The sequence below is a fragment of the Brachybacterium sp. Marseille-Q7125 genome, assembly GCF_023062615.1.
GTDB lineage: Bacteria > Actinomycetota > Actinomycetes > Actinomycetales > Dermabacteraceae > Brachybacterium.
The window spans coordinates 1-22,413 of the sequence record NZ_JALLAL010000049.1; the positions used below are offsets into that span (position 1 = coordinate 1).

A 22,413-nucleotide genomic window follows, 5' to 3' on the forward strand; every position below is an offset into this window, starting at 1 on the left:
ACTGGAAGGCCTGACTCCCCAGGCCTACCGGACCGCGCACCGAGAGACCCTCACCAGCTCGTCAGAACCCGCCCCCGAACCCCTGAACGCCAGATAACCCAGCCTCCACCAAACCCGGGGCTTGACACCCGCAACTAACGGACTCTGCCACACAGTCTGACGCGGGACATCGGGGTGCGAGATGTGCGCACCTGGTTCCGCCGCGAATGGTCCGCACTGCAGAGCTTCCACGGCATGTGGTTCGCAGACTCCGATGAGCTCGAGCGGCGATCCGCGCCCATTTCGGATCCCTCGAAGCGTTCCGTCGTCAGCGCGGCTGGGACGAATACCGTGCCGCAGCGCCGAGCCGCGAGATCGGTGCGCCGCTCGACCACGTCTTTGACGAGTCCGTCCCCGAGAGTGCCTGGGATGCCGCGCTGTGTGAGAGCGCCGCGGCGTACCGCGGGGGCCGCCTCCTCGGCGAGGTTGCGCCGGGCACCTCACGCACGCCGGTGGAATGGGAGTGCGCCGACGGACACCGTTTCACCGCCTCGCCGTATCTCGTGGTCGGCGCAGGGCACTGGTGCCCCACGTGGACAGCACAGTCCGAGCGCTTTGCTGAGCAGGCGCATGACAACCGATTCCTCGCCCAGGTGGTCAGCGCCTGAGCGGATCAGGCGACGTGCCTCCGGCATTGCGGGAGCCCGCCCGCACCAGTGGGTGCGGGCGGGCTCACCGGAGCGTCGATGCGTGCCGGGGATGCGGACGTCGCGCGGACCGCCAGGCCAGGAAGCACCCCTGACCTGCGCACACATCTCAGATGTCGTAGTAGAGCTCGAACTCGTGCGGGTGGGGGCGGAAGCGGAACGGGTCGATCTCCGTGGTGCGCTTCAGCTCGATCCACGTCGCAATGAGGTCCTCGGGGAACACATCGCCCTCGGTGAGGAAGTCATGATCCTCCTCGAGCGCATCCAGCGCCGCCTCGAGCGAGGACGGGATCTGGCAGATCTCCGCATGCTCCTCCGGCGGCAGCTCATACAGGTCCTTGTCGATCGGCTCCGGCGGCTCGATGCGGTTGCGGATCCCGTCGATCCCGGCCATGAGCTGCGCCGCGAAGGACAGGTAGGGGTTCGCCGACGGGTCCGGGGTGCGGAACTCGATGCGCTTGGCCTTCGGCGAGGAGCCCGTGACAGGAATGCGGATCGCAGCCGAGCGGTTCCGGGCCGAGTACACCATGTTGACCGGCGCCTCGAAGCCCGGCACGAGCCGCTTGAAGGAGTTCACCGTGGGGTTGGTGAACGCGGTCAGTGCGGGGGAGTGCTCGATGATGCCGCCGATGTACCAGCGCGCGATGTCTGAGAGCCCGCCGTAGCCGCGCTCGTCGTAGAACAGCGGCTCGCCGTCCTTCCACAGCGACTGGTGGGTGTGCATCCCCGAGCCGTTGTCGCCGAACAGAGGCTTGGGCATGAACGTCGCGGTCTTACCCGCCTCCCACACCGTGTTCTTCACGATGTACTTGAACTTCATGACGTCATCGGCGGCGTTCAGCAGCGTGTTGAAACGGTAGTTGATCTCTTGCTGGCCGGCAGTGCCCACCTCGTGGTGCGCCCGCTCCACCTCCAGCCCCACCTGGTTGAGCACCGCGCAGATCTCATCGCGCAGATCCGCCATCTGATCGGTCGGGGGGACGGGGAAGTAGCCGCCCTTGACCCGCGTCTTGTAGCCCTGGTTGCCGCCGTACTCGGACTCATCACGGTCGGTGTTCCACGCCGCCTCATCGGAGTCGATCGTGTAGAAGCCGGAGTTGATGCCGCTCTTGAAACGCACATCGTCGAAGATGTAGAACTCCGCCTCCGCCGCGAAGAACGCGGTGTCCGCGATCCCGGTGGAGCTCAGGTATTCCTGGGCCTTCTGTGCCACCGTGCGGGGATCACGCGAATAGGGCTCGTCCGTGAAGGGATCGACGATCGAGAAGTTGATGATGAGGGTCTTGCGCGCCCGGTAGGGGTCCACGTAGGCGGTGGACAGATCCGGGATCAGCTTCATATCGGACTCGTGGATGGCCTGGAAGCCACGGATCGAGGAGCCGTCGAAGAGCTGACCGGTGCTGATGGCCTCCTCGTCGAACGTCGCAGCGGGCACATTGAAGTGCTGCATGACGCCGGGCAGGTCGCAGAATCGGATGTCGACGAACTCGACACCCTCTTCCTCGATGTACTTCACGACCTCGCTGGGGTTGTTGAACACGGCTCCTCCATCCGCGCCGTCGGGCGCGTGTCGTCCAGATCGTCACCCCGTAGGGCGGGTCCCCGCGGCCGACGCGCGCCGAGCCGACGGGTGAATCCATTTTAGAGCCGCCACACGCTCTCCGAGCACGGCGCGAAATGTCCAGGTCAGCCAGATAGGGTGCCAGGGTGATCGATCGCAAGGACCTGGGCTCGTGGATGGATGGCGCTCCCGGCGAGGAGGGCTACGTCAAGGGCTCCGCGCTCGGGCTGCCCGCCACCGGATCGGGGTCGGTGGCCCCGTTCTGGCGTCGCCCGCTGGCGCTGGTCCTGGACTGGGCGCTGTGCCTGGGGATCTCCGCGCTCGTCTTCGACGGCGTCGCCCTCGCAGACCTGGTGCTGTTCGCCGTGATCAACGTGCTGTTCCTGACGCTGTTCGGGGCGACCCCCGGGCAGTTCATCACGCGCGTGAAGGTGGTGCCGGTGCGCGGGCGCTCCCCGATGCTGCTGCGCGCCACGGTGCGCACTACGCTGATGCTCCTCCTGCTGCCGGCTGTGGTCTACAACCGTGATGCGCAGCCCCTGCAGGATGTGGTCGCCGGTACCGCCGCCGTCCGGATCTGAACCCAAAGGGCTCTGCTCCCCACCGGGTCTGCAGCCCGACGCTTCCCACCAGCTCTGCTGCCCGCGCCCCGGCGGCGTCTCAGCGTCCGCGCATCGCCTTGCGGTTGAGGCGGGCGCGCATCGGATCGATGCCCTTGGGCATGGACTGGCGCAGCGAGCGATGCAGAACATTCAGCCGCTGCGAGACCGCCGCTCCCTCGCTCTTGGTCAGCGGCTTCTTCATGCGCTGCATGTAGCTGGGCAGCTTGTGCAGCGGCACCTCGCCATCGCCGTCGCCCACCACGATCTGGTGCACCGGCACGCTGTCATGCTGCAGCACGCGTCGGATCGCGCGCCGCTCCTTCTCCAGCAGCCGCATAGAGATCGCGGAGGAATCCTCCGCCACGATCGCCACGCCCGACCGGCCGGAAGCACGGAAGAGCATCTTCTGCGAGCGCGGATCGATCTGCACCGGCTCGTCCTCGACGTTCCACCCGCGCCGGATGGACTGCATCGCCGCGAGCGCCGCGCCGGGCTGCCCCTTGATGCGGGCGAAGGCGGCGCGTTCGGCCTTGCGGGCCAGGATCAGCATCGCGATCAGCAGACCCACCATCAGTCCCATGAAGACGCCGTACCAGGGGCTGTTGAACACCAGCCAGGTGACCAGCAGGCCCACGGCGATCGATGCGGCCATCGCCAGCAGCATCATCGGCAGGGTGGAGCGATCCATCTCCTGCGTGTACTTGAAGACCTCGATGATCTGCTTGAAGCGACCGGGCTTCTTCTGGCCGTCCGTGGACGTCTTCGCAGCGTTCTTCGTGGTCTTCGCGGAGCCCTTCGCGGGCGTGCTGGGGGAGCGGCGGGCCATGGGGTCCTCTCGAGGGCGGGCGGGCGTCAGGACGCCTGGGACTGGTTCTGGCGGGCGACCACGGCGGCCGCCTCCTGCCGAGCGGGCTGATCGGAGTCGAGGTGGCGCAAATTCTCGGGGATCTCCCGGCCCAGCTTGCGCATGGCCTGCGCCCACAGCTTCCCGGCCCGGTAGGAGGAGCGCACCATCGGCCCCGCCATGACGGCCAGGAAACCCATCTCCTGAGCGGCCTCGGACAGCTCCACGAACTCCTGCGGCTTGACCCAGCGGTCGATCGGATGGTGGAGCTTCGAGGGCCGCATGTACTGGGTGATCGTGATGATGTCGCAGCCTGCATCGTGCAGACGCTGCAGCGACTCGAGGATCTCCTCGGTGGTCTCACCCATGCCCAGGATCAGGTTGGACTTGGTGATCATCCCGGCGTCCTTGCCCATCGTGATCACGTCCAGCGACCGCTCGTAGCGGAAGGCGGGGCGGATCCGCTTGAAGATCCGCGGGACGGTCTCGAGGTTGTGGGCGAACACCTCGGGCTGCGCGGCGAACACCTGCTCGAGCGCCTCGCCGTCGCCCTTGATGTCATCGATCAGCAGCTCGACCCCGGTGCCGGGGTTCATCGCGTGGATCTGCTCGCAGGTCTTCGCGAACAGGCCCGCGGCACCATCGGCCAGGTCATCGCGCGCCACACCGGTGATGGTGGAGTAGCGCAGGCCCATCTCCTTGACCTGCTGGGCCACCTTGAACGGCTCCATCGGATCCACGGGCTGCGGCTTGCCGGTGGCGATGTTGCAGAAGTCGCAGCGGCGCGTACAGGTGTCCCCGCCGATGAGGAACGTGGCCTCGCGGTCCTCCCAGCATTCGAAGATGTTGGGGCAGCCGGCTTCCTCGCAGACGGTGTGCAGGCCCTGGCCGTGCACCCGCTTCTTCATGGCGCTGTACTCCGGACCCATGACGGCGCGGGTCTTGATCCACTCCGGCTTGCGCTCGATCGGCACCGCGGCATTGCGGGCCTCGATGCGCATCATGCGACGTCCTTCGGGGGCGATGGTCACCCTGGAGCCTCCTCACTGCTGGATTCTATGAGTCTATAGATGAACGGGCCGATGGGGCTGCTCAGGAAGCCCGCTGCGAGGTGCGGTGCGCCACGAGATCCGTCATCGCGGCGGCCACCGGGTCGATCACGGCGGCGACGGGCACGCGCCGTCCAAGCTCCTGGCTGAGGGAGGTCACTCCCGCGTCATCGATCCCGCAGGGGATCACATTGCTGGCCCACGAGAGATCATTGGCGCAGTTCAAGGCGAACCCATGCATCGTGGCGCGTTTGGATACGCGCAGCCCGATCGCGCAGACCTTTCGGTCCTCCTCACCCGGACGGCGCACCCACACGCCGCTGCGCCCTTCGACCGCACAGGTCTGCAGCCCCAGATCGCTGCAGACACCGATGATGGTCTGCTCGATGGCGCGCACGAAGCCGACGACGTCGATCGGCACCGGCAGCTTCACGATCGGGTAGCCGACCAGCTGCTGCGGTCCGTGCCAGGTGAGCTTGCCGCCGCGGTCGATGTCCACCACCTCCGCGCCATCGCGGGGACGTTCATGATCGGCGGTGAGCTTCCCGGCGGTGTACACCGGTTGATGTTCGAGCAGCAGCAGCGTGTCCGGCCGCTCCCCGGCGACGACCTCGGCGTGCAGGCGCCGCTGGATGTCCCAGGCGGTGCGGTAGTCCACGGGGCCGGGCGGGAGCGAGAACTCCTCGTGGCGATCCCCGCCGGGGATCTGGTCGCTGAAACCAAGGCGGATTACATCGAGCACCGACCCAGGCTACATCGCTGCGACCTGCGGATTGTGGATGACCGAGGGGCTGTCCGGAGTCCCGGGCGCACACTGGGCACATGGAGCACAGACACGGGATGTCAGGGGCGACGGAGCGCAGCGAGGAGCTGATCGGTCCGCCGGGGCGCGAGCGCGCCCTGCGGGTGCGCGCCACAGCACCAGCGGGGGAGCGCGCCGTCCGGGCGGAGCAGACGCTGCTGGCAGCCCTCGAGGTCGCCGGAATCAACGCCGCCCCGTGCGTGCTCGAGGTCGAGGCCGACGGGTACATACGCGAGACCGCTCCACCGCTGCGGCGCCGCCAGGGCCGTCGGGTTGCCGCGGCCGCAGATCCCGCGACCGCGGAGCGGGAGGCCTCTCGGCAGATCCGCGCGGAGCTCGAGGAGCTGCTTGAGGCGCTGCATGAGCGCGGCTGGGTGCTCGGCGCCGCCCCGGGCGGCGGGATTGGGGCCCGGGCCCAGGGGAGCGTTCTCGTCACCGATCTACGCGGCCTGCGGGAATCCTCGTCCGTGCGGGCGCAGGTGGAGGATCGACACTGGATCGACAGCGTCCTCGGGGATCAGGACCGGACCCTGCGGCGCCGCATCCACGACCGCGGGCCCGATCCTGATGTGCTGGTCGCACCGATACCAGAAGCACCACATCAGCAGCAGTCCGATGCTGATCCCGGGGAGGAGTCCCAGCTCCGTCCGCTCCCGCAGCCCCGCACGGCCTCACGCAGCGCGCAACGCACGGGCAGCGGTGCCACGGCGACGGTGCGGCGTGTCCTCGCAGACCCGGTTCATCGCCGCACCGCTGTGCTGTCCGCCCTTGTGGTGCTCGCCCTGGCTGTGGCCGGGGGTGGCACCTGGTGGGTCCTGCGAGATCCGGTTGTGAGCATCGCAGCGCCTCCGGCCCCGGCCTCGCGCGGCGCAACAACGCCGGATGCTGAGCCCGTGCCGGCGATCGACGACCCGTGGGCCCTGACGGCGGAGCTCGCGGGAGCACGTCACGCCTACGTCACCGGTCTGGCGGACGTCTCACCGGCGCTGCCGGGGTCGGTGGCTGCCTCCGACGACGAGGCGGTGCGCACCGCCTACCAGGGAGCGACGGTGCGGGGCGGTGGCCCGGTGATCCATCAGGCGGAGCTGATCCAGGCCCCGGATGCCCAGGGGCGGGCGGTCATCGCCGCGGTGACCTCGACCGAGGAGCACACGGTCACCACGGGCACCGATGACGAGACGATCGTCCCGGCGACGCAGCCTGCGTCGGTATGGATCGAGCTCATATGGGATCACGATCAGTGGCGGATCGTGGAGGTCAGCCCCGCGAGTTCCTGAGCGCAGAGGGCCCCGGCACCGATGCGGTGCCGGGGCCCTCTCGGGTGTGGTCTCACCGCCTCAAGGGCGGCGCGACGTTGATGCGCGGGTCAGCGTGGCTCAGAGACCGAGCTCTGCCTCGAACGCGCCCTCCTCGAGACGCTTCTTCATGTAGGTGAGGAAGCGGGCGGCGTCGCCGCCGTCGACCATGCGGTGGTCGTAGGAGAGGAACAGGTACATCATCGAGCGGATAGCGATGGTGTCATCACCCTCGGCGTTCTGCACCACCGCGGGACGCTTGGTGATGGTGCCGGTGCCAAGGATGCCCACCTGCGGGGCGGGCACGATGGGGGTGTCCCACAGCGCACCGCCGGAGCCGGTGTTGGTGATGGTGAAGGTCGCACCCTGCAGGTCATCCGGCACGAGCTTGTTGCCCTTCGCCTTCGCACCGAGGTCGCCGATCTGCCGGGCCAGGCCCGCCAGGTTCAGGTCGCCGGCGTTCTTGATGACCGGCACCACCAGGCCACGCTCGGTATCCGCGGCCATGCCGATGTGCTCGGCGCCGTGGTACACGATCTTGTCGCCCTCGATGGTGGAGTTCAGCTGCGGGTAGACCTTGAGCGCCTCCACCGCCGCCATCATGAGGAACGGCAGGTAGGTGAGCTTCGCACCCTCCCGGGCCGCGAAATCCTCCTTAGCACGGGCACGCAGCTTCGCGATGCGGGTGAGGTCCACCTCGACCGCGGTGGTCAGCTGCGCCATGCCGTGCAGGGACTCCACCATCCGCTGGCCGATGACCTTGCGGATGCGCGGCATCTTCTCCTCGGTGCCCCGCTTGGAGGACACCTCGACCTTCGGCGCGGCCTTCGCAGCGGCGGCCGGAGCCTGGGACGGGGCCGCGGCGGGCGCCTCGGTCGCAGACTTCTGGGCGTCGATCGCCTCCTGGACGTCCTGCTTGCGGATGCGACCGCCCAGCCCGGTGCCCTTCACGGAGGAGAGGTCCACGCCGGCATCGGCGGCCATCTTGCGCACCAGCGGGGTGACGTAGCCGGAGGACTCGGCGCCGGAAACGGAGTCCGCGGCCTGCGGGGCCGGGGCGCTCTGCTCCTGCTTCTTCTCCTCCTTCGCAGGGGCCTCGGCCTGTTCAGCCTTCTCCTCCTGCTTCGGCTTCTCCTCCTGCTTCGGCTTCTCCTCCTGCGTGGGCTCCTCGGCCGCCTTCTCAGAGGAGTCGTCGGCCGGCGTCGCCGCAGCGGCATCACCGGAGCCGACGATCGCCAGGACCGCGCCGACCTCGGCGTCCTCGTCCTCGCCGACCTTGATCTCCAGCAGGGTGCCGGCCACGGGGGAGGGGATCTCGGTGTCGACCTTGTCGGTGGAGACCTCGAGCAGCGGCTCGTCGACCTCGACCTCCTCGCCGACCTCCTTGAGCCAGCGGGTCACGGTGCCCGCGGTCACGGACTCGCCGAGCGCCGGCATCGTGACCTCCTGGCCCTCCGCGGTGCCACCGGAGGAGTCCTGCTCAGCCTCGGCGGGCTTCTCCGCCTCGCCAGCCGGGGTCTCCTGCGCCGTGGAGGGGGCGGTGGTCTCGTCGTCGGCGAGATCCTCGCCCTTCTCCTCGCTCTGATCGGCACCGGAGTCATCGGACCCGGAGTCCTCGGAGCCGGAGCCGTCGCCGATGATGACGAGGTCGGCGCCGACCTCGGCGTCTTCGTCCTCCTCGACCAGGATCTTCTCAATGGTGCCCGCCACGGGGGACGGAATCTCGGTGTCCACCTTGTCGGTGGAGACCTCGAGCAGCGGCTCGTCCACCTCGACGGTGTCGCCGACGGACTTCAGCCAGCGGGTGACGGTGCCCTCGGTGACGGACTCACCGAGAGCCGGCATCTTCACGGTTTCGGACATGTTCATCTCTCCTTCTGGAGTGGCTCAGGCGTGGGCGTGCAGGGGCTTGCCGGCAAGGGCCAGGGCGGCCTCGCCGAGCGCCTCATGCTGCGAGGGGTGGCCGTGGATGAGGGAGGCGACATCCTCGGGGTAAGCCTCCCAGTTGACGATCAGCAGGGCCTCTCCCATCAGCTCGGAGGTGCGGCTGCCGAACATGTGGACGCCGATGATCGGGCCGTCCTTCTCGCGCACCAGCTTGATGAAACCGGTGGTGCCCAGGATCTGGGACTTGCCGTTGCCGCCGAGGTTGTACTCGTAGGCCTCGACCTTGTCCTCGCCCAGCTGCTCCTTGGCCTGCTTCTCGCTCAGGCCCACGGAGCCCAGCTCGGGCTCGCAGTAGGTGATGCGCTCGATCCCGGACTCGACGATCGGCGCGGGGTTCAGGCCCGCGATGCGCTCGGCCACGAAGATGCCATGGGCGAAGCCGCGGTGAGCCAGCTGCAGACCGGGGACGATGTCGCCGACGGCGTAGACGCCGGGCACGTTGGTCTCCAGGGTCTCGGGGTTCGCCAGCACGAAGCCGCGATCCATCTCGATGCCCTGCTCCTCGTAGCCCATGTCCTTGGTGTTCGGGCCGCGGCCCACGGCCACGAGCAGGTAGTCGCCCTCGAACTCCTTGCCGTCCGCGAGGGTGACCTTCACGCCGTTGTCGGTCTGCTCGGCCTTCTCGGTGAACACCCCGAGGGAGAAGGTGATGCCGCGCTTCTTGAACGCGCGCTCGAGAGCCTTCGAGAGGGCCTCGTCCTCGTTGGCGACCAGGTGGGGCAGGCCCTCGATGATGGTGACCGACTCGGCGCCCAGGGACTTCCACACCGAGGCGAACTCGACGCCGATGACGCCGCCGCCCAGGATGATCGGGTTCTTGGGAATCTCGGGCAGCTGCAGCGCCGCCTCGGAGTCGAGGAAGCGCCCGCCCAGCTCGATGCCCGGAATCGTCTTGGAGAACGAACCGGAGGCGAGGATGACGTTCTTGCCGGTCAGGGTGCGGGAGCCGGACTCGGTCTCCACCGTGACGGTGTTCTTGGCGGTGAGCTTGCCGAAGCCTTCGACGTAGTCGACCTTGCGGGCCTTCACCAGGCCCTGCAGGCCCTTGTAGAGGCGGCCGATGATCTTGTCCTTGAAGGCGAGCACCTTGCCGGCATCGATGCCGGCCAGGGTCAGGTCCACGCCGGCCGCAGCGGCTTCCTTGGGGGCATCGGCCAGCTCCGCCACGTGCAGCAGCGCCTTGGTGGGGACGCAGCCGCGGTGCAGGCAGGTGCCGCCCAGCTTGTCCTTCTCCACGAGGGCGATCTTCAGGCCGAGCTGGGCGCCTCGCAGCGCGGCTGCGTAGCCGCCGCTGCCACCTCCCAGGATCACGACGTCGTACTGGTCAGTGGATGTATCCGCCACCTGTGAGCTCCTCGGTGTGTGCGTTGTCTCCGCGGCGACCTGGGGCCGGGAATGACCGACGGCGCCGCCTGCGCACCCCATGCTAGGGCACCAGGCGACGCCGCCACGTCCGGCCAGTCGATCGGTCAGCGCCGATGTGGGCTCTCGCTCATTTCGGGTCTCGCCGTCCGGACGTCAAGGGTCGCGCGGTTCACTTCCCGGCCATGTCCTCGATCACCTGCAGGACGGTGCGGGTGGACATGCCCGTGGCGCCCTTGCCCATGTAGCCCAGCGGTTTGGCGGTGAAGGCGGGACCGGCGATGTCGATGTGCGCCCACTGGGTCTCGCCGACGAACTCCTTGAGGAAGATCCCGGCGGACAGGGCGCCGCCGGGACGCTCGCCGATGTTGCGCAGATCCGCGACGCGGCCGGTGAGGTCGGCGCGCAGCTCGCTGGGGAACGGCAGCGGCCAGAACGGTTCGCCGGAGGTGCGAGCGGCGGCCAGCACCTTCTCGCGGGCGTCCTCGCAGCCCATCACGCCTGCGGTGCGGGTGCCGAGGGCCACCACAGCCGCGCCGGTCAGGGTGGCGACGTCCATCAGCAGGTCGGGCTCGGTTGCGGCGGCGTCCACCAGGGCGTCGGCCATGACCATGCGGCCCTCAGCGTCGGTGTTGAGCACCTCGACGGTCATGCCGTTGCGAATGGTGACCACGTCACCGGGGCGCTGCGCACCGCCGCCGGGCATGTTCTCGGCGAGCGCCAGGAAGGTGGTGACCCGCACGTCCAGGCCCAGCTTCGCGGCGCCGACCGTGGCGCCCAGCACGGTCGCCGCACCGGTCATATCGGAGGTCATGTCATCCATGCCCGCGGCAGGCTTGAGCGAGATGCCGCCGGTGTCGAAGGTGATGCCCTTGCCCACGAGGGACACGGAGCGAGTAGCACCGGTGGGCGCGTACTCGAGCTTGACCAGTCGGGGCGGGCGGGTGGAGCCCTGGCCAACGCCGACGATGCCGCCGTAGCCGCCTTCGGCGAGCTGCTTCTCATCCAGGACCGTCACCTCGATGGGCAGGTCCTTGACATGCTCCTCGGCGCGGCGCGCGAACTCCGCCGGGTACAGCAGGTTCGGCGGGGTGTTCACGAGGTCGCGGACGATGGTGACGACATCGGCCAGCACCTCGGCGCGCTGCACAGCGGTCTCGAGGGAGGTCTCACCATCGGTCACGACATGGATCTCGGCCAGCGGGGCCTTCGGGGCCTTGTCCCCGGTGCCGGTCTTGTGGGCGGTGAAGGCATAGGCGCCCAGCGCCGCACCCTCGAGAGCGGCGGCAAGCTGCTCGGCGGAACCGCCGGGCAGAGCGATCGCTGCGGAGGTCGTGCCGGCGAGGGAGCGGGTCGCAGCACCGAAGGCCAGGCGCAGATCCTCGGCCTCGACGGCGCTGAGCTCCTTCTCGCCCACGCCCACCAGGAGCACGGACTTCGCCGCCACGAGGGAGGCGGACGGGATGCGCAGCAGATCGCCGCGGCTCGCGGAGGGCTCCAGCGCGGCGATCGCCTCGGAGAGCTCGGGGGAGCCCGGCACGGTCGCCGGGGCGTCATCGGCGCCGGCCACCAGCGGGAGAATCAGCACATCGGTGCTGACGTCGGACAGGGACGTGTCGGTCAGAGTGATCATGGACATGCCTCTATCGTAGGGGCGATGTGAGAACAGCTCGCACAAAGCCGCGCCGTACGCGGTGCGGGAAGGAGACGGATCGATGACGGTGCTGAGCATCGCCGTGGTGGTGCTGGCGGTGCTCACCAGCGGCCTCGGCCTGCTGTACGCGGTGAAGGATCTCGCCGCGGACCTCGTCCTGCTGGGCGCGGCCGCGCTGCTGGCGCTGGCCTGGGTGGTCTTCGCGATCGCTGTGCTCGTGCGGGACGTCGGCGGCGACACCCCACCGGAGCCGATCACCCTGTACGGGTACCTGCTGACCGCGGTTCTGCTGGTGATCGGCGGTGCCTGGGCGGGGCTGTTCGAGCGCACTCGCTGGGGGAGTGTCGTGATCGCCGTCGCCGCACTGGTGGACATCGTGCTGCTGGTCCGGCTGGGTCAGATCTGGCCGGGGCTGCTGGGATGAACCGTTCAGCCCCATCCCGCAGCGACCGGCCACGCCGAAGCCGCGGTGCCGAGATCGTCCTCATCGCGGTCTATGCGATCTTCGCCCTGTCCGCGACCGCGCGCTCGCTCGTGCAGATGCTGCGGGACTTCTCCTTCGCGCCGCTCGCCTACCTGCTCTCGCTGCTGGCAGCCCTGACCTACATAGCAGTCACCATCGCCCTGATCCGGGGTGGGAGACGCTCACGGACCGCTCAGGTGCTGTGCGTCATCGAGCTGATCGGTGTGGTGGTGGTCGGGACGCTCAGCCTGGTGGATCCGCAGCTGTTCCCCGATGACACCGTGTGGAGCGTCTACGGCAAGGGCTACGGTTTCGTGCCGCTCGCCCTGCCGGTGGTGGCACTCGCCTACATGATGCTGAGCGGCAGGCGGGGACACAGGGCCTGAATGTCAGCAGTCCGACGTCGTACCGTGGCCGACGTGAACGCCGATGACACCGCGCCCACCTCAGGGCTGTATCCCGCCCTGTTCCGCCACGTCCTGACCCGCACGGACCCGGAGCAGGCCCACCACATGACCGTGCGCGCCCTGCACACCGCGCACGCCATGCCGGGCGGTCCCGCGGCGCTGCGGGCCCTGTTCGGCACCCCGGCACCGGGCACCGAAAGCCGCACCTGGCAGGCGCTCGGCCTCACCCACCCGAGCCCTCTGGGGCTCGCGGCCGGATTCGACAAGGACGGCGAGGTGGCTCTGGCGCTGCTGGATCTCGGCTACGGGCATGTGGAGGTCGGCACCGTCACCGCCAAGCCGCAGCCGGGCAATCCGCGCCCGCGCAGCTTCCGCCTGGTGTCCGACCGTGCCCTGATCAACCGCATGGGCTTCAACAACCGCGGGGCCCGAGCCCTCGCGCAGCGACTGGCCAGAACCCGCTCGACCGAACGCGGCCAGCGCGCCGTGATCGGCGTGAACATCGGCAAATCGAAGGTGACGCCCCTCGCAGATGCCGCGGAGGACTACCGCTTCTCCGCGAACCTGGTGGCGCCGTATGCGAGCTACCTCGCCATCAACGTCTCGAGCCCCAACACCCCGGGGCTGCGAGATCTGCAATCCGTGCAGATGCTCGCCCCGATCCTGCAGGCAGTGCGGGAGGAAGCCGAGGCCTCTGAGCGCCGGCTCGGCCGGGCCGTGCCCGTGCTCGTGAAGATCGCCCCGGATCTGCACGATGACGACGTCGACGCGGTCGCCCGGCTCGCGGTCGACGAGGGGCTCGCCGGCGTCATCGCGACCAACACCACGATCGCCCGACCACAGACGCTGCGTACGCCGCGGGAGAAGGTCGAGCAGATCGGAGCGGGCGGGCTCTCGGGGCCGATCCTCGCTGAGCGGTCGATGGAGGTACTGCGCCTGCTGCGCCAGGTCCTGCCGGAGGACGCGACCGTGATCAGCGCCGGGGGAGTGGAGACTGCCGCGCAGGTGCGCGAGCGCCTTGCCGCCGGTGCGGACCTGGTCCAGGGCTACACCGCGATGATCTACCACGGCCCCGCCTGGCCCGGTCGCATCGCCCACGAGCTCCGCGGCGACGCCTGAGGCCTGCTCCTGCGGATCGCTCTCAACCTCCCGGCCTAAGCTGGAGGGATGGACGAGGACCTCTTTTCGCTGGGCGGTGACGCGCCGGCGCCGCGCACCCTGTCGGAGGGGAACCGCGATCATCGGGCGCCGCTAGCGGTGCGGATGCGGCCGCGCAGCCTCGATGAGGTCGTCGGCCAGCATGCCGCCCTCGAGCCCGGCAGCCCGCTGCGCCGCCTGGTCGCCACCGATGATGACCGCACCGCCCCGAGCTCCGTGATCCTCTGGGGCCCGCCTGGCACCGGCAAGACCACGCTCGCCTATGTCGTCGCCCAGTCCGGGGATCGTGAGTTCGTCGAGGTGTCCGCGGTGCTCGCCGGCGTCAAGGAGATCCGCGACGTCGTGGACCGCGCCCGTACCCGCCTGCGCACCGTCGGCCGGGAGACGGTCCTGTTCGTCGATGAGGTCCACCGCTTCTCCAAATCCCAGCAGGACGCGCTGCTGCCCAGTGTCGAGAACCGCTGGGTCACGCTCGTCGCCGCCACCACCGAGAACCCGTACTTCTCGGTGATCTCCCCGCTGCTGTCACGGTCGATCGTCCTGACCTTGGAGCCGCTGGAGCGCAAGGACCTCGACACACTCATCGACCGGGCCCTCACCGAGGAGCGCGGGCTCGGCGGTGCGCTCACCCTCGCCGATGACGCGCGCGAGGCTCTGCTGCGGCTCGGCGGCGGGGATGCCCGCAAGATCCTCACCTCCCTGGAGGCCGCGGCGGCGGCTGCCCTCATGAAGGGAGTCGATGAGGTCGATGCCGCAACCCTCGCGCAGGCCGTGAACCGTGCTGCGCTGCGCTACGACCGCGCCGGGGACCAGCACTATGACGTCACCAGTGCCTTCATCAAGTCGATGCGGGGCAGCGATGTGGACGCCGCCCTGCATTACCTGGCCCGCATGATCGAGGCAGGAGAGGATCCGCGGTTCATCGCCCGCCGCGTGGTGATCGCCGCGAGCGAGGAGGTCAGCATGGCTGACCCGTCGGCGCTGCAGGTCGCGGTCGCGGCGATGCAGGCGGTGCAGATGCTCGGCATGCCCGAGGGCCGCATCCCCCTCGCTCAGGCGGTGGTGCACATCGCCACCGCTCCGAAATCCAACGCCTCCTACAAGGCGCTGGATGCGGCGATCGCGGATGTGCGCGCCGGAAAGGGCCAGGGCGTGCCCGCCCATCTGCGCGATGCCCACTACTCCGGAGCGAAGAGCCTGGGCCACGGGGAGGGCTACCGCTACGCGCACGATCACCCGCACGGGGTGGTCGCCCAGCAGTACGCTCCCGATGACCTGGTGGGCACCGATTACTACCACCCCACCACCCATGGGCGGGAGGAGATCACGTCGCGCCGGGTCGAGGCGCTGCGCCGCATTGTGCGCCCGGGTGACTCCGGCCCTGAGCGGCCCAAGGAGCAGCCACCCCGCTGAGCGGGCGCCAGTCCGAGCCCGCGCCTCACGGCCCGACGGTGTGGGGCACTCCACAGGGTTTCGCATGTGGCCAGCCCCGTCGGCCATGGACCGACCGCACCCGCTGCGCTAACCTGGGACGCTGAATCCGCGGCTGCATGACTGGATTCACCACACGCGAACAAGAGGTATACCTCGTGACCAACGTCACCCGTGCGCGCCGCCAGGCGCGTCTGTCCCGAGCCCTTGGGCTCCCGCTGACCCCGAAGTCCGTCAAGTACTTCGAGAAGCGCCCGTACCCCCCGGGCGAGCACGGCCGTGCCCGCCGCCGCACCGAGTCCGACTACGCGGTGCGTCTGAAGGAGAAGCAGCGTCTGCGCGCGCAGTACGCCCTGCGCGAGAAGCAGCTGCACAGCATCTACCTCGATGCCAAGAAGCAGCCGGGTCTGACCGGTGAGAGCATGGTCGAGCTGCTGGAGATGCGGCTGGACGCGCTCGTGCTGCGCGCCGGTTTCGCCCGCACCATCCTGCAGGCCCGCCAGGCTGTCACCCACCGCCACGTGCTGGTTGACGGCAAGCTGGTGGACCGCCCGTCCTACCGCGTGACGCCGGGCCAGACCATCCAGATCAAGCCCAAGTCCCAGGCGATGGAGACCTTCCAGATCGCTGCGGAGGGCGGCAACTCCGACGTCCTGGCTGCGACTCCGTCGTACCTGACCGTGGAGCTGTCCGAGCTGAAGGCCCAGCTCACCTCGCGCCCCAAGCGCGCTGACGTGCCTGTGACCTGCGACGTCCAGCTCGTCGTCGAGTACTACGCGCGCTGATCCACTCCTCGCGCCACGACGGCCCCGGCAGGTGTGCTCCGGTACCCTGACCGGGGCCTTCGTGTCCGCAGCACCGGCTGCCCGCAGCCCGGGCAGAACAGACCGGAAGCCCCGCACCACCCGGATTCCCAGGAAGGACGCCACGCCGATGCGCGCCGCCGAGATCTCCCGCCGTTTCCTCGAGTTCTTCGAGCGCAAGCAGCACACCATCCAGCCCAGCACCTCGCTGGTGTCCTCCGACCCGTCGATCCTGTTCACCGTGGCCGGGATGGTGCCGTTCATCCCCTACATCGTGGGCACGCAGCAGGCTCCGCACTCGCGGATCGCCACCGTGCAGAAGTGCATCCGCACCAATGACATCGAGAACGTCGGCCGCACCACCCGTCACGGCACCTTCTTCCAGATGGCCGGGAACTTCTCCTTCGGTGACTACCACAAGCGCGGGGCGATCGAATTCGCCTGGGAGCTGCTGACCACGTCGATCGACGAGGGCGGGTACGGCCTCGAGGGCGACCGGATGTGGGTGACCATTTGGGAGGAGGACAGCGAGGCGCTGGAGATCCTCACCCAGGAGGTGGGGATCCCCGCCGAGCGCATCGTCCTGCTGCCGCGCGAGGAGATCTTCTGGTCCACCGGCCAGCCCGGTCCCGCCGGCCCCTGCGCCGAATGGCACTACGACCGCGGCCCCGAGTACGGCCCCGAGCAGGTCGGCGGCCCCGCTGCCGAGTGGCCCAGCGAAGAGGCCTCGGACCGGTACCTCGAGATCTGGAACCTCGTGTTCGACGAATACCTGCGCGGCGAAGGCTCCGGCAAGGACTTCCCGCTGCTCGGCGAGCTCGAGCAGAAGTCGATCGACACGGGCCTGGGCGTGGAGCGCCTGGCCTACCTGCTGCAGGGTAAGCAGAACATGTACGAGACCGACCAGGTCTTCCCCGTCATCGCCAAGGCCCAGGAGCTCACCGGCCGCACCTACGGCACCGGCGGTGAGGACGATGTGCGCTTCCGCGTGGTCGCCGACCATGTCCGCTCCGCGATGATGCTCGTGGCCGACGGGGTGCGCCCCGGCAACGAGGGCCGCGGCTACGTGCTGCGCCGCCTGATCCGCCGCGCTGTGCGCTCCATGCGCCTGCTGGGCTACGACAAGCCGTGCCTGCCCCAGCTGCTGCCCGTCTCCCAGGCGGCCATGGCAGAGACCTACCCGGTGCTTCAGACCGACGCCGTGCGCATCTCCGAGATCATGCACGCCGAGGAAGAGGCCTTCCGCCGCACCCTCGAGACCGGCACCGCGATCTTCGATCAGATCTCCGCGGCCGCGAAGGAGCAGGGCACATCCGTGTCCGGACAAGACGCCTTCCGCCTGCATGACACCTATGGCTTCCCCATCGACCTCACCCTCGAGATGGCGCACGAAGTAGGGCTCGCGGTCGATGAACAGGGGTTCCGTGCGGCGATGACCGAGCAGCGCGAGCGTGCCCGCGCCGATGCCGCCGCGAAGAAGGGCGGGCACAGCGACACCGCCGTGTACAACCGGATCCTCGGCGCGCAGGATGGCCGCACCCCGTTCCTGGGCTACACCGAGCACACGGTCACGACGACCGTCGGCACCGTGCTGCAGGACGGGCAGATCGTCGATGCGGTCACCGCCCCGGCGGACATCGAGGTGATCCTCGCCGAAACCCCGTTCTACGCGGAGGCCGGCGGGCAGCTCGCCGATCAGGGCCAGATCACCACCACCGGCGGAGCGCTGGTGGAGGTCGATGATGTGCAGACCCCCGTCACCGGGCTGATCGTGCACCGCGGACGCCTGGTCGAGGGCGAGATCCATGCCGGGGACGGTGCGGTGGCCAGCATCGACCGGGAGCGCCGGGAGGCCATCGCCCGCGCCCATACGGCCACCCACATGGTCCACCAGGCCCTGCTCGAGGAAGTGGGGGAGGAGGCCGCGCAGGCCGGTTCGGAGAACTCCCCGGGCCGCATGCGCTTCGATTTCCGCTCCCCGAGCGCGCTGTCTCCCAGCGCCCTGGAGTACGTCGAAGGCCGCGTGAACTCCCAGCTGCAGCTGGGCCTTGCAGTCACTGACGAGCAGATGCCGCTGGAGGAGGCGAAGGCCCTCGGCGCTCAGGCCCTGTTCGGCGAGAAGTACGGCGACATCGTGCGCGTGGTCTCCATCGGCGGGGACTGGTCGCAGGAGCTGTGCGGCGGCACCCATGTGCCCGACACCGGCCGCATCGGCACCATCCAGCTGCTCAGCGAATCCTCCATCGGCTCCGGGGTGCGGCGCGTCGATGCCCTCGTGGGGCTGTCCGCCTACCGCCACCAGGCCAAGGAGCGGGCGCTGGTCTCCCAGCTCGAGGAGATGCTGAAGACCACCGGTGAGAACCTGCCCGAGCGCGTGCGAGCCCTCACCCAGCGGGTCAAAGACATGGAGAAGCAGCTGACCGCCCTGCGCGGCCAGCAGCTCCAGGCCCAGGCCGGTCAGATCGCCGAGTCCGCCCAGGACATCGCTGGTGTGCGGGTGCTCGCCCACGACGCCGGCGAGGGCATCGGCGCAGGGGATCTGCGCACCCTCACCCAGGACCTGCGCTCCCGCCTCGGCGAGGATCAGCCCGTCGTCGTGGCCGTGGCCGGGCACGAGAACGGGCGTGCCGCGCTCGTGGTGGCGACGAACGCTGCGGCCCGCGAGGCGGGGCTCGCGGCCGGTGCCCTGCTGAAGGGCGGCGCTGAGGCGATGGGCGGCCGCGGCGGCGGCAAGCCGGACATGGCCCAGGGTGGTGGCGGTGACCCGCAGCGGATCGACGCGGCCCTGGAGGCCGTGCGCGGCGCCGTCACCGCGGAGCAGCCGTCGTGACCCTCGCCACCGGTGCCGCAGGGGAGGGCCTGCCCCGCGGGGTGCGGCTCGGCGTGGACGTCGGTGATGTGCGGGTGGGTCTTGCCCGCAGCGACCTTGACGGCATGATCGCCACCCCCGTGGAGACGGTTCCCCGCGAGCAGGCGGTGACGCGGGTGGTCGCCGAGGCCAGTGAAAGCGGCGCCCATGTCATCATGGTGGGGCTCCCGCGGTCGCTGAGCGGCGGCGAGGGCCCCGCAGCCCATAAGGCCCGCGACTTCGCCGAGGAGCTCGTGACCGCACTGGGTACCGCTGCTGAGGGCAGTGAGGTGCGTCTGATCGATGAGCGCCTCACCACCGTCTCAGCCCACAAGGCGTTGCATTCCTCAGGGCGGAAGGGACGCAGGCATCGTCAGGTCGTCGATCAGGTCGCGGCTGTGATGATCCTCCAGCAGGCGCTGGACACCGAGCGAGCCACCGGCATGCGCGCCGGCGAGCTGGTGGATCCCGCCGGTGACGAGCAGACCCCCGCATCGGGGGCGGACCAGAAGGAGGACGCATGAGCGAGGACGAGGACCTCTCGTTCGAGGAGCTCGCGCGCGAGCAGGACGAGGCCCCCGCGGGCCGCGGACGTCGGCGTGGAAAACGTCGCGGTCGCCGCCGCCAGGGCGGGGGACTGCTCAGCGTGCTGCCGCTGCTGCTGGTCCTCGTGGTCGTCGCCGCGCTGGGCTATGGCGGCTACCGGGGCTATCAGTGGGTCACCTCCAACGTGAACGTGGAGCAGGAGGCCCAGGATTACCCGGGCCCCGGCAGCGGTGAGGTGATCGTCGAGGTCGCCCAGGGCGATACCGGCAGCGATATCGCCGCCACCCTCGTGGAGCAGGACGTCATCAAGTCCACCGGCCCGTTCATCACGATCTTCTCCTCCACCCCGGACGCCAGCAACATCGAGCCCGGCATCTACCGTCTCAAGTCCCAGATGACGTCCGCCGATGCCCTGGATGCGCTGCTGGATCCCGCGAACCTCGCCGGGTACCGAGTGATCATCCCCGAGGGTCTGCGACTCACCCAGATCTGGGAGCGCCTCGCCGAGGAGACCGATCTCGAGGTCGAGGACTTCGAGCAGGCCGCCAAGGACTACACCTCCTACGGCATCCCCGAGAACGAGGCCAAGAGCCTGGAGGGCTACCTGTGGCCCGGCCGCTACGACATCCCGGAGGATGCGACCGCTGAGGACATCATCCAGATGATGTGGGAGCCCATGGAGAAGGAGCTGACGAGCCGGGACATCGCGCAGGAGGACTGGCACCGCCACCTGACCCTGGCGTCGCTCGCGGAGATGGAGGTGCGCGATGAGGACGACTACGGCAAGGTGGTCCGCACCATCCTGAACCGCCTGGACGGCAAGGGCGAAGCCAAGGGCTCGCCGATGCCGCTGCAGTTCGATTCGACCGTCCATTACGTGACCGGCAAGTCCGCTTCGGTGGGCACCACCGATAAGGAGCGCAAGACCGACGACCCGTACAACACGTACGTCAACACCGGTCTGCCGCCCGGCCCGATCGCCGCCCCGGGGGCGAAGGCTCTGGATGCGACGATCGACCCGCCCAAGGGCGACTGGCTCTACTTCGTGACGGTGAACACCGACACCGGCGAGACGAAGTTCGCCGAGACATGGAAACAGCACGAGAAGAATGTGAAGGAGTGGCAGGAGTGGGCGAACTCCTGACATCGGGCCCACCGCGGCACGGCGGGGCCGATGGGCCCGTGCGGCGCTTTGCCGTGGTGGGCAGCCCCGTCGGCCATTCCCTGTCCCCGGTCATGCACCGGGCCGCCTACGCCGAGCTCGGCATCACGGATGCCGTGTACGACCGGTACGACGTGCCTGCGAGGCAGCTCGCTGATTTTCTTTGCTCCGACGTGGGGGAGGGGCTGCAGGGCCTGTCGGTGACGATGCCCGGCAAACCGGAAGCCTTCGCCCTGGCCGCTCGGCGGGATGCGACAGCGGAGCTGCTGGGGGTGGCGAACACCCTGCTGCGTCACGGCGATGGCAGCTGGCGGGCGGAGAACCATGACGTGCACGGGATCGTCGCGGCGCTGCGGGACCACGGCGCGACAGGCGGTGGCACGGGTGCGGTGCTCGGCTCCGGGGCGACGGCCCTGTGCGCGGTCGCGGCGCTCGCGCAGCTCGGGGTGCAGGAAGTGCTGCTGAGCGCCCGCAGCCCGGAGAAGCTCACGCCGCTGGAGCAGCTGGCCGAGGGTGCCGGGATCACGGTGGAGATGGTGCCGTTCGATCGCAGTGAGGCGCTGCTCGGTGCGGACATTCTCATCTCGGCCCTGGCCGCTCCGGGGGCACGTGCCGTCGCGGAGCGCTGGGGAGGTCTCGCGGCCCGTGACGTGCCGGGAGTGCTGCTGGATGTGCTCTATGATCCGTGGCCGGCGCCGATTGCGGGATTGCTCAGCGCTGATGGGGCTGAGGTGGCCGATGGGCTGGAGATGCTCGCCCACCAGGCCGGCCAGCAGGTTCGCAGCATGCTCGCAGTGCCCGAGGCACCCGTGGCGGCGATGCTCGCCGCGGCCCGGAATGAGATCGGCGCGTTCCCAGCCCCCGGTCAGTAAAGAGTGGGTAAAATAACGGGGCGGGGTCATCTGACCCCGCTTCCGTACACGAGGGAGCGTGGAGCATGAGCGAGGCGACGAGGGAGCGCAGCAGCACGGCGCGGGGTGAGCGCGCCATTCTTTCCCCGCAGGGCTCCCGACATTCCGCCTCCCCGGAGGATGCGCCGGAGGATACGACGGATGTGCTGCGCCAGTGCACCGCGCTGGCGGCCCGGGCCCGCACGGATCTGCTGGGCCAGCGCCACCACGCCGCAGCACAGGAGCTCGAGCAGCTGCTGGGACAGGTTCTCAGCTGGGAGGCCGAGGCGCGCGCGGATCTGGATCCCACGATGACGGCCTTGGCCGCCGCGGCCCTGCAGGACCTCGCCGAACAGCTGCCCCACGCCGCCGTTGAGGGGGCGGCACGCCTATGCGCCGCGATCGGTGCTGCGCTCGAGCTGCTGCATGACGCGATGGGCGTGCGCTCCCTGACCACCACGGCGTGATAGTGGCCACGTCGGCCCTGGCAGAGGCCTGATCCGTACGGATCCACCGCGGGTGCGTGCTAGTCTTTCTGAGTCGTCATGGCGACCACCTGTCCGGGTGGCGGAATTGGTAGACGCGCTAGCTTGAGGTGCTAGTGCCCGCTTGAGGGCGTGGGGGTTCAAGTCCCCCCTCGGACACGTTGTGATGTCTCACGACATCGTTCGCGGGTGTCCCGCGACATCCTTCGCGTGGAGAGGGCCCCGGTGAGTGATCACCGGGGCCTTTTTCGTTGGGGCTGGTACCACGGCTGGGGTCCTCAGCACCCTTGAGGGTTATAGGACAAAATGTGTGTATGGCCCGGGCGTGTCATGGCTGGTGTCGGCCGGCCCAGCCGTGGCGGATGCTGTTGCCGTCTTCGGGTGAGAAGTGGGTTCCGAGCTGGGGTTTCGGGTCTGC

General features: G+C 69.2%; 19 protein-coding genes and 1 tRNA gene. 13 read left to right on the forward strand and 7 right to left on the reverse strand.

Translation table 11 applies throughout. The features are described 5' to 3' along the window. Positions 1-795: 795 nt before the first annotated feature. Entirely contained in the window at positions 796-2,226 is a 1,431-nt protein-coding gene (gene glnA / locus MU407_RS11390) for a type I glutamate--ammonia ligase (RefSeq protein WP_102236310.1), read from the reverse strand. Between the two features lie 167 nt (positions 2,227-2,393). Here glnA and MU407_RS11395 point away from each other — a divergent pair, with 167 nt between their 5' ends. Further along, positions 2,394-2,828 carry an RDD family protein gene (locus MU407_RS11395; protein WP_246957556.1) on the forward strand — a complete coding sequence of 145 codons (435 nt, stop codon included), beginning with the start codon at positions 2,394-2,396 and terminating at the stop codon, positions 2,826-2,828. Between the two features lie 79 nt (positions 2,829-2,907). Here the strand turns inward: MU407_RS11395 and MU407_RS11400 are convergent, their stop codons facing one another. The 3 genes from MU407_RS11400 to lipB form a co-directional block, all read right to left on the reverse strand. Continuing rightward, entirely contained in the window at positions 2,908-3,675 is a 768-nt protein-coding gene (locus tag MU407_RS11400; protein WP_246957559.1) for a DUF4191 domain-containing protein, read from the reverse strand. Positions 3,676-3,701: 26 nt separating this feature from the next. Continuing rightward, complete coding sequence (gene lipA / locus MU407_RS11405; protein ID WP_102236307.1) at positions 3,702-4,724, reverse strand: lipoyl synthase; 1,023 nt, start codon at positions 4,722-4,724, stop codon at positions 3,702-3,704. Between the two features lie 61 nt (positions 4,725-4,785). Next, entirely contained in the window at positions 4,786-5,484 is a 699-nt protein-coding gene (gene lipB / locus MU407_RS11410) for a lipoyl(octanoyl) transferase LipB (protein ID WP_246957562.1), read from the reverse strand. An 80-nt stretch (positions 5,485-5,564) separates the two neighbouring features. Between lipB and MU407_RS11415 the strand changes: the two genes are divergently transcribed. Next, positions 5,565-6,821, forward strand: coding sequence for a hypothetical protein (locus MU407_RS11415; RefSeq protein WP_246957565.1), 1,257 nt, complete (start codon positions 5,565-5,567; stop codon positions 6,819-6,821). A 99-nt stretch (positions 6,822-6,920) separates the two neighbouring features. Here MU407_RS11415 and sucB read toward each other — a convergent pair whose 3' ends face one another. The 3 genes from sucB to MU407_RS11430 all read right to left on the reverse strand — a co-directional run bounded on the left by sucB (position 6,921) and on the right by MU407_RS11430 (position 11,787). Further along, the gene (gene sucB, locus MU407_RS11420; protein ID WP_246957594.1) at positions 6,921-8,702 is read right to left on the reverse strand and encodes a 2-oxoglutarate dehydrogenase, E2 component, dihydrolipoamide succinyltransferase; all 1,782 of its coding nucleotides are present in this window, start codon (positions 8,700-8,702) and stop codon (positions 6,921-6,923) included. Between the two features lie 24 nt (positions 8,703-8,726). Beyond that, positions 8,727-10,130 carry a dihydrolipoyl dehydrogenase gene (gene lpdA / locus MU407_RS11425; RefSeq protein WP_246957567.1) on the reverse strand — a complete coding sequence of 468 codons (1,404 nt, stop codon included), beginning with the start codon at positions 10,128-10,130 and terminating at the stop codon, positions 8,727-8,729. Between the two features lie 190 nt (positions 10,131-10,320). Then, complete coding sequence (locus MU407_RS11430; RefSeq protein ID WP_246957569.1) at positions 10,321-11,787, reverse strand: leucyl aminopeptidase; 1,467 nt, start codon at positions 11,785-11,787, stop codon at positions 10,321-10,323. A 76-nt stretch (positions 11,788-11,863) separates the two neighbouring features. Here MU407_RS11430 and MU407_RS11435 point away from each other — a divergent pair, with 76 nt between their 5' ends. The 11 genes from MU407_RS11435 (at position 11,864) to MU407_RS11485 (ending at position 22,154) form a co-directional block, all read left to right on the forward strand. Beyond that, the gene (locus tag MU407_RS11435; protein WP_246957571.1) at positions 11,864-12,226 is read left to right on the forward strand and encodes a hypothetical protein; all 363 of its coding nucleotides are present in this window, start codon (positions 11,864-11,866) and stop codon (positions 12,224-12,226) included. Continuing rightward, entirely contained in the window at positions 12,223-12,651 is a 429-nt protein-coding gene (locus tag MU407_RS11440) for a hypothetical protein (RefSeq protein WP_246957573.1), read from the forward strand. The genes MU407_RS11435 and MU407_RS11440 overlap by 4 nt, the downstream gene beginning before the upstream one ends. Before the next feature lie 33 nt (positions 12,652-12,684). Next, entirely contained in the window at positions 12,685-13,791 is a 1,107-nt protein-coding gene (locus MU407_RS11445; protein WP_246957576.1) for a quinone-dependent dihydroorotate dehydrogenase, read from the forward strand. Positions 13,792-13,839: 48 nt separating this feature from the next. After that, positions 13,840-15,243, forward strand: a complete 1,404-nt coding sequence (locus tag MU407_RS11450; RefSeq protein ID WP_246957579.1) for a replication-associated recombination protein A — start codon at positions 13,840-13,842, stop codon at positions 15,241-15,243. Positions 15,244-15,419: 176 nt separating this feature from the next. Further along, positions 15,420-16,046: a 30S ribosomal protein S4 gene (gene rpsD, locus MU407_RS11455; RefSeq protein WP_102236298.1), complete on the forward strand. Its 627-nt coding sequence runs from the start codon at positions 15,420-15,422 to the stop codon at positions 16,044-16,046. Between the two features lie 148 nt (positions 16,047-16,194). Next, positions 16,195-18,894, forward strand: a complete 2,700-nt coding sequence (gene alaS / locus MU407_RS11460) for an alanine--tRNA ligase (protein WP_246957582.1) — start codon at positions 16,195-16,197, stop codon at positions 18,892-18,894. Continuing rightward, a complete protein-coding gene (ruvX, locus tag MU407_RS11465; protein ID WP_246957585.1) occupies positions 18,891-19,436 on the forward strand; it encodes a Holliday junction resolvase RuvX in 546 nt (181 codons plus the stop codon). Before alaS ends, ruvX begins: the two co-directional genes overlap by 4 nt. Further along, positions 19,433-20,602 carry an endolytic transglycosylase MltG gene (gene mltG, locus MU407_RS11470; protein ID WP_246957588.1) on the forward strand — a complete coding sequence of 390 codons (1,170 nt, stop codon included), beginning with the start codon at positions 19,433-19,435 and terminating at the stop codon, positions 20,600-20,602. Before ruvX ends, mltG begins: the two co-directional genes overlap by 4 nt. Continuing rightward, positions 20,587-21,492, forward strand: a complete 906-nt coding sequence (locus MU407_RS11475; protein WP_246957591.1) for a shikimate dehydrogenase — start codon at positions 20,587-20,589, stop codon at positions 21,490-21,492. The genes mltG and MU407_RS11475 overlap by 16 nt, the downstream gene beginning before the upstream one ends. A gap of 65 nt (positions 21,493-21,557) precedes the next feature. Beyond that, positions 21,558-21,977 (forward strand): hypothetical protein, encoded by a 420-nt coding sequence (locus MU407_RS11480; protein WP_102236293.1) that lies wholly within the window; start codon positions 21,558-21,560, stop codon positions 21,975-21,977. A gap of 91 nt (positions 21,978-22,068) precedes the next feature. Continuing rightward, positions 22,069-22,154, forward strand: a tRNA-Leu gene (locus MU407_RS11485). The last annotated feature ends 259 nt before the right edge of the window (positions 22,155-22,413 follow it).

Bases quoted from the DNA above. Each gene is read 5' to 3' on its own strand.
- MU407_RS11480 (WP_102236293.1), top strand. From the start codon at position 21,558: ATGAGCGAGGCGACGAGGGAGCGCAGCAGCACGGCGCGGGGTGAGCGC.
- MU407_RS11430 (WP_246957569.1), bottom strand. From the start codon at position 11,787: ATGTCCATGATCACTCTGACCGACACGTCCCTGTCCGACGTCAGCACC.
- MU407_RS11435 (WP_246957571.1), top strand. From the start codon at position 11,864: ATGACGGTGCTGAGCATCGCCGTGGTGGTGCTGGCGGTGCTCACCAGC.
- MU407_RS11400 (WP_246957559.1), bottom strand. From the start codon at position 3,675: ATGGCCCGCCGCTCCCCCAGCACGCCCGCGAAGGGCTCCGCGAAGACC.
- MU407_RS11440 (WP_246957573.1), top strand. From the start codon at position 12,223: ATGAACCGTTCAGCCCCATCCCGCAGCGACCGGCCACGCCGAAGCCGC.
- MU407_RS11415 (WP_246957565.1), top strand. From the start codon at position 5,565: ATGGAGCACAGACACGGGATGTCAGGGGCGACGGAGCGCAGCGAGGAG.
- mltG (WP_246957588.1), top strand. From the start codon at position 19,433: ATGAGCGAGGACGAGGACCTCTCGTTCGAGGAGCTCGCGCGCGAGCAG.
- sucB (WP_246957594.1), bottom strand. From the start codon at position 8,702: ATGTCCGAAACCGTGAAGATGCCGGCTCTCGGTGAGTCCGTCACCGAG.
- alaS (WP_246957582.1), top strand. From the start codon at position 16,195: ATGCGCGCCGCCGAGATCTCCCGCCGTTTCCTCGAGTTCTTCGAGCGC.
- MU407_RS11450 (WP_246957579.1), top strand. From the start codon at position 13,840: ATGGACGAGGACCTCTTTTCGCTGGGCGGTGACGCGCCGGCGCCGCGC.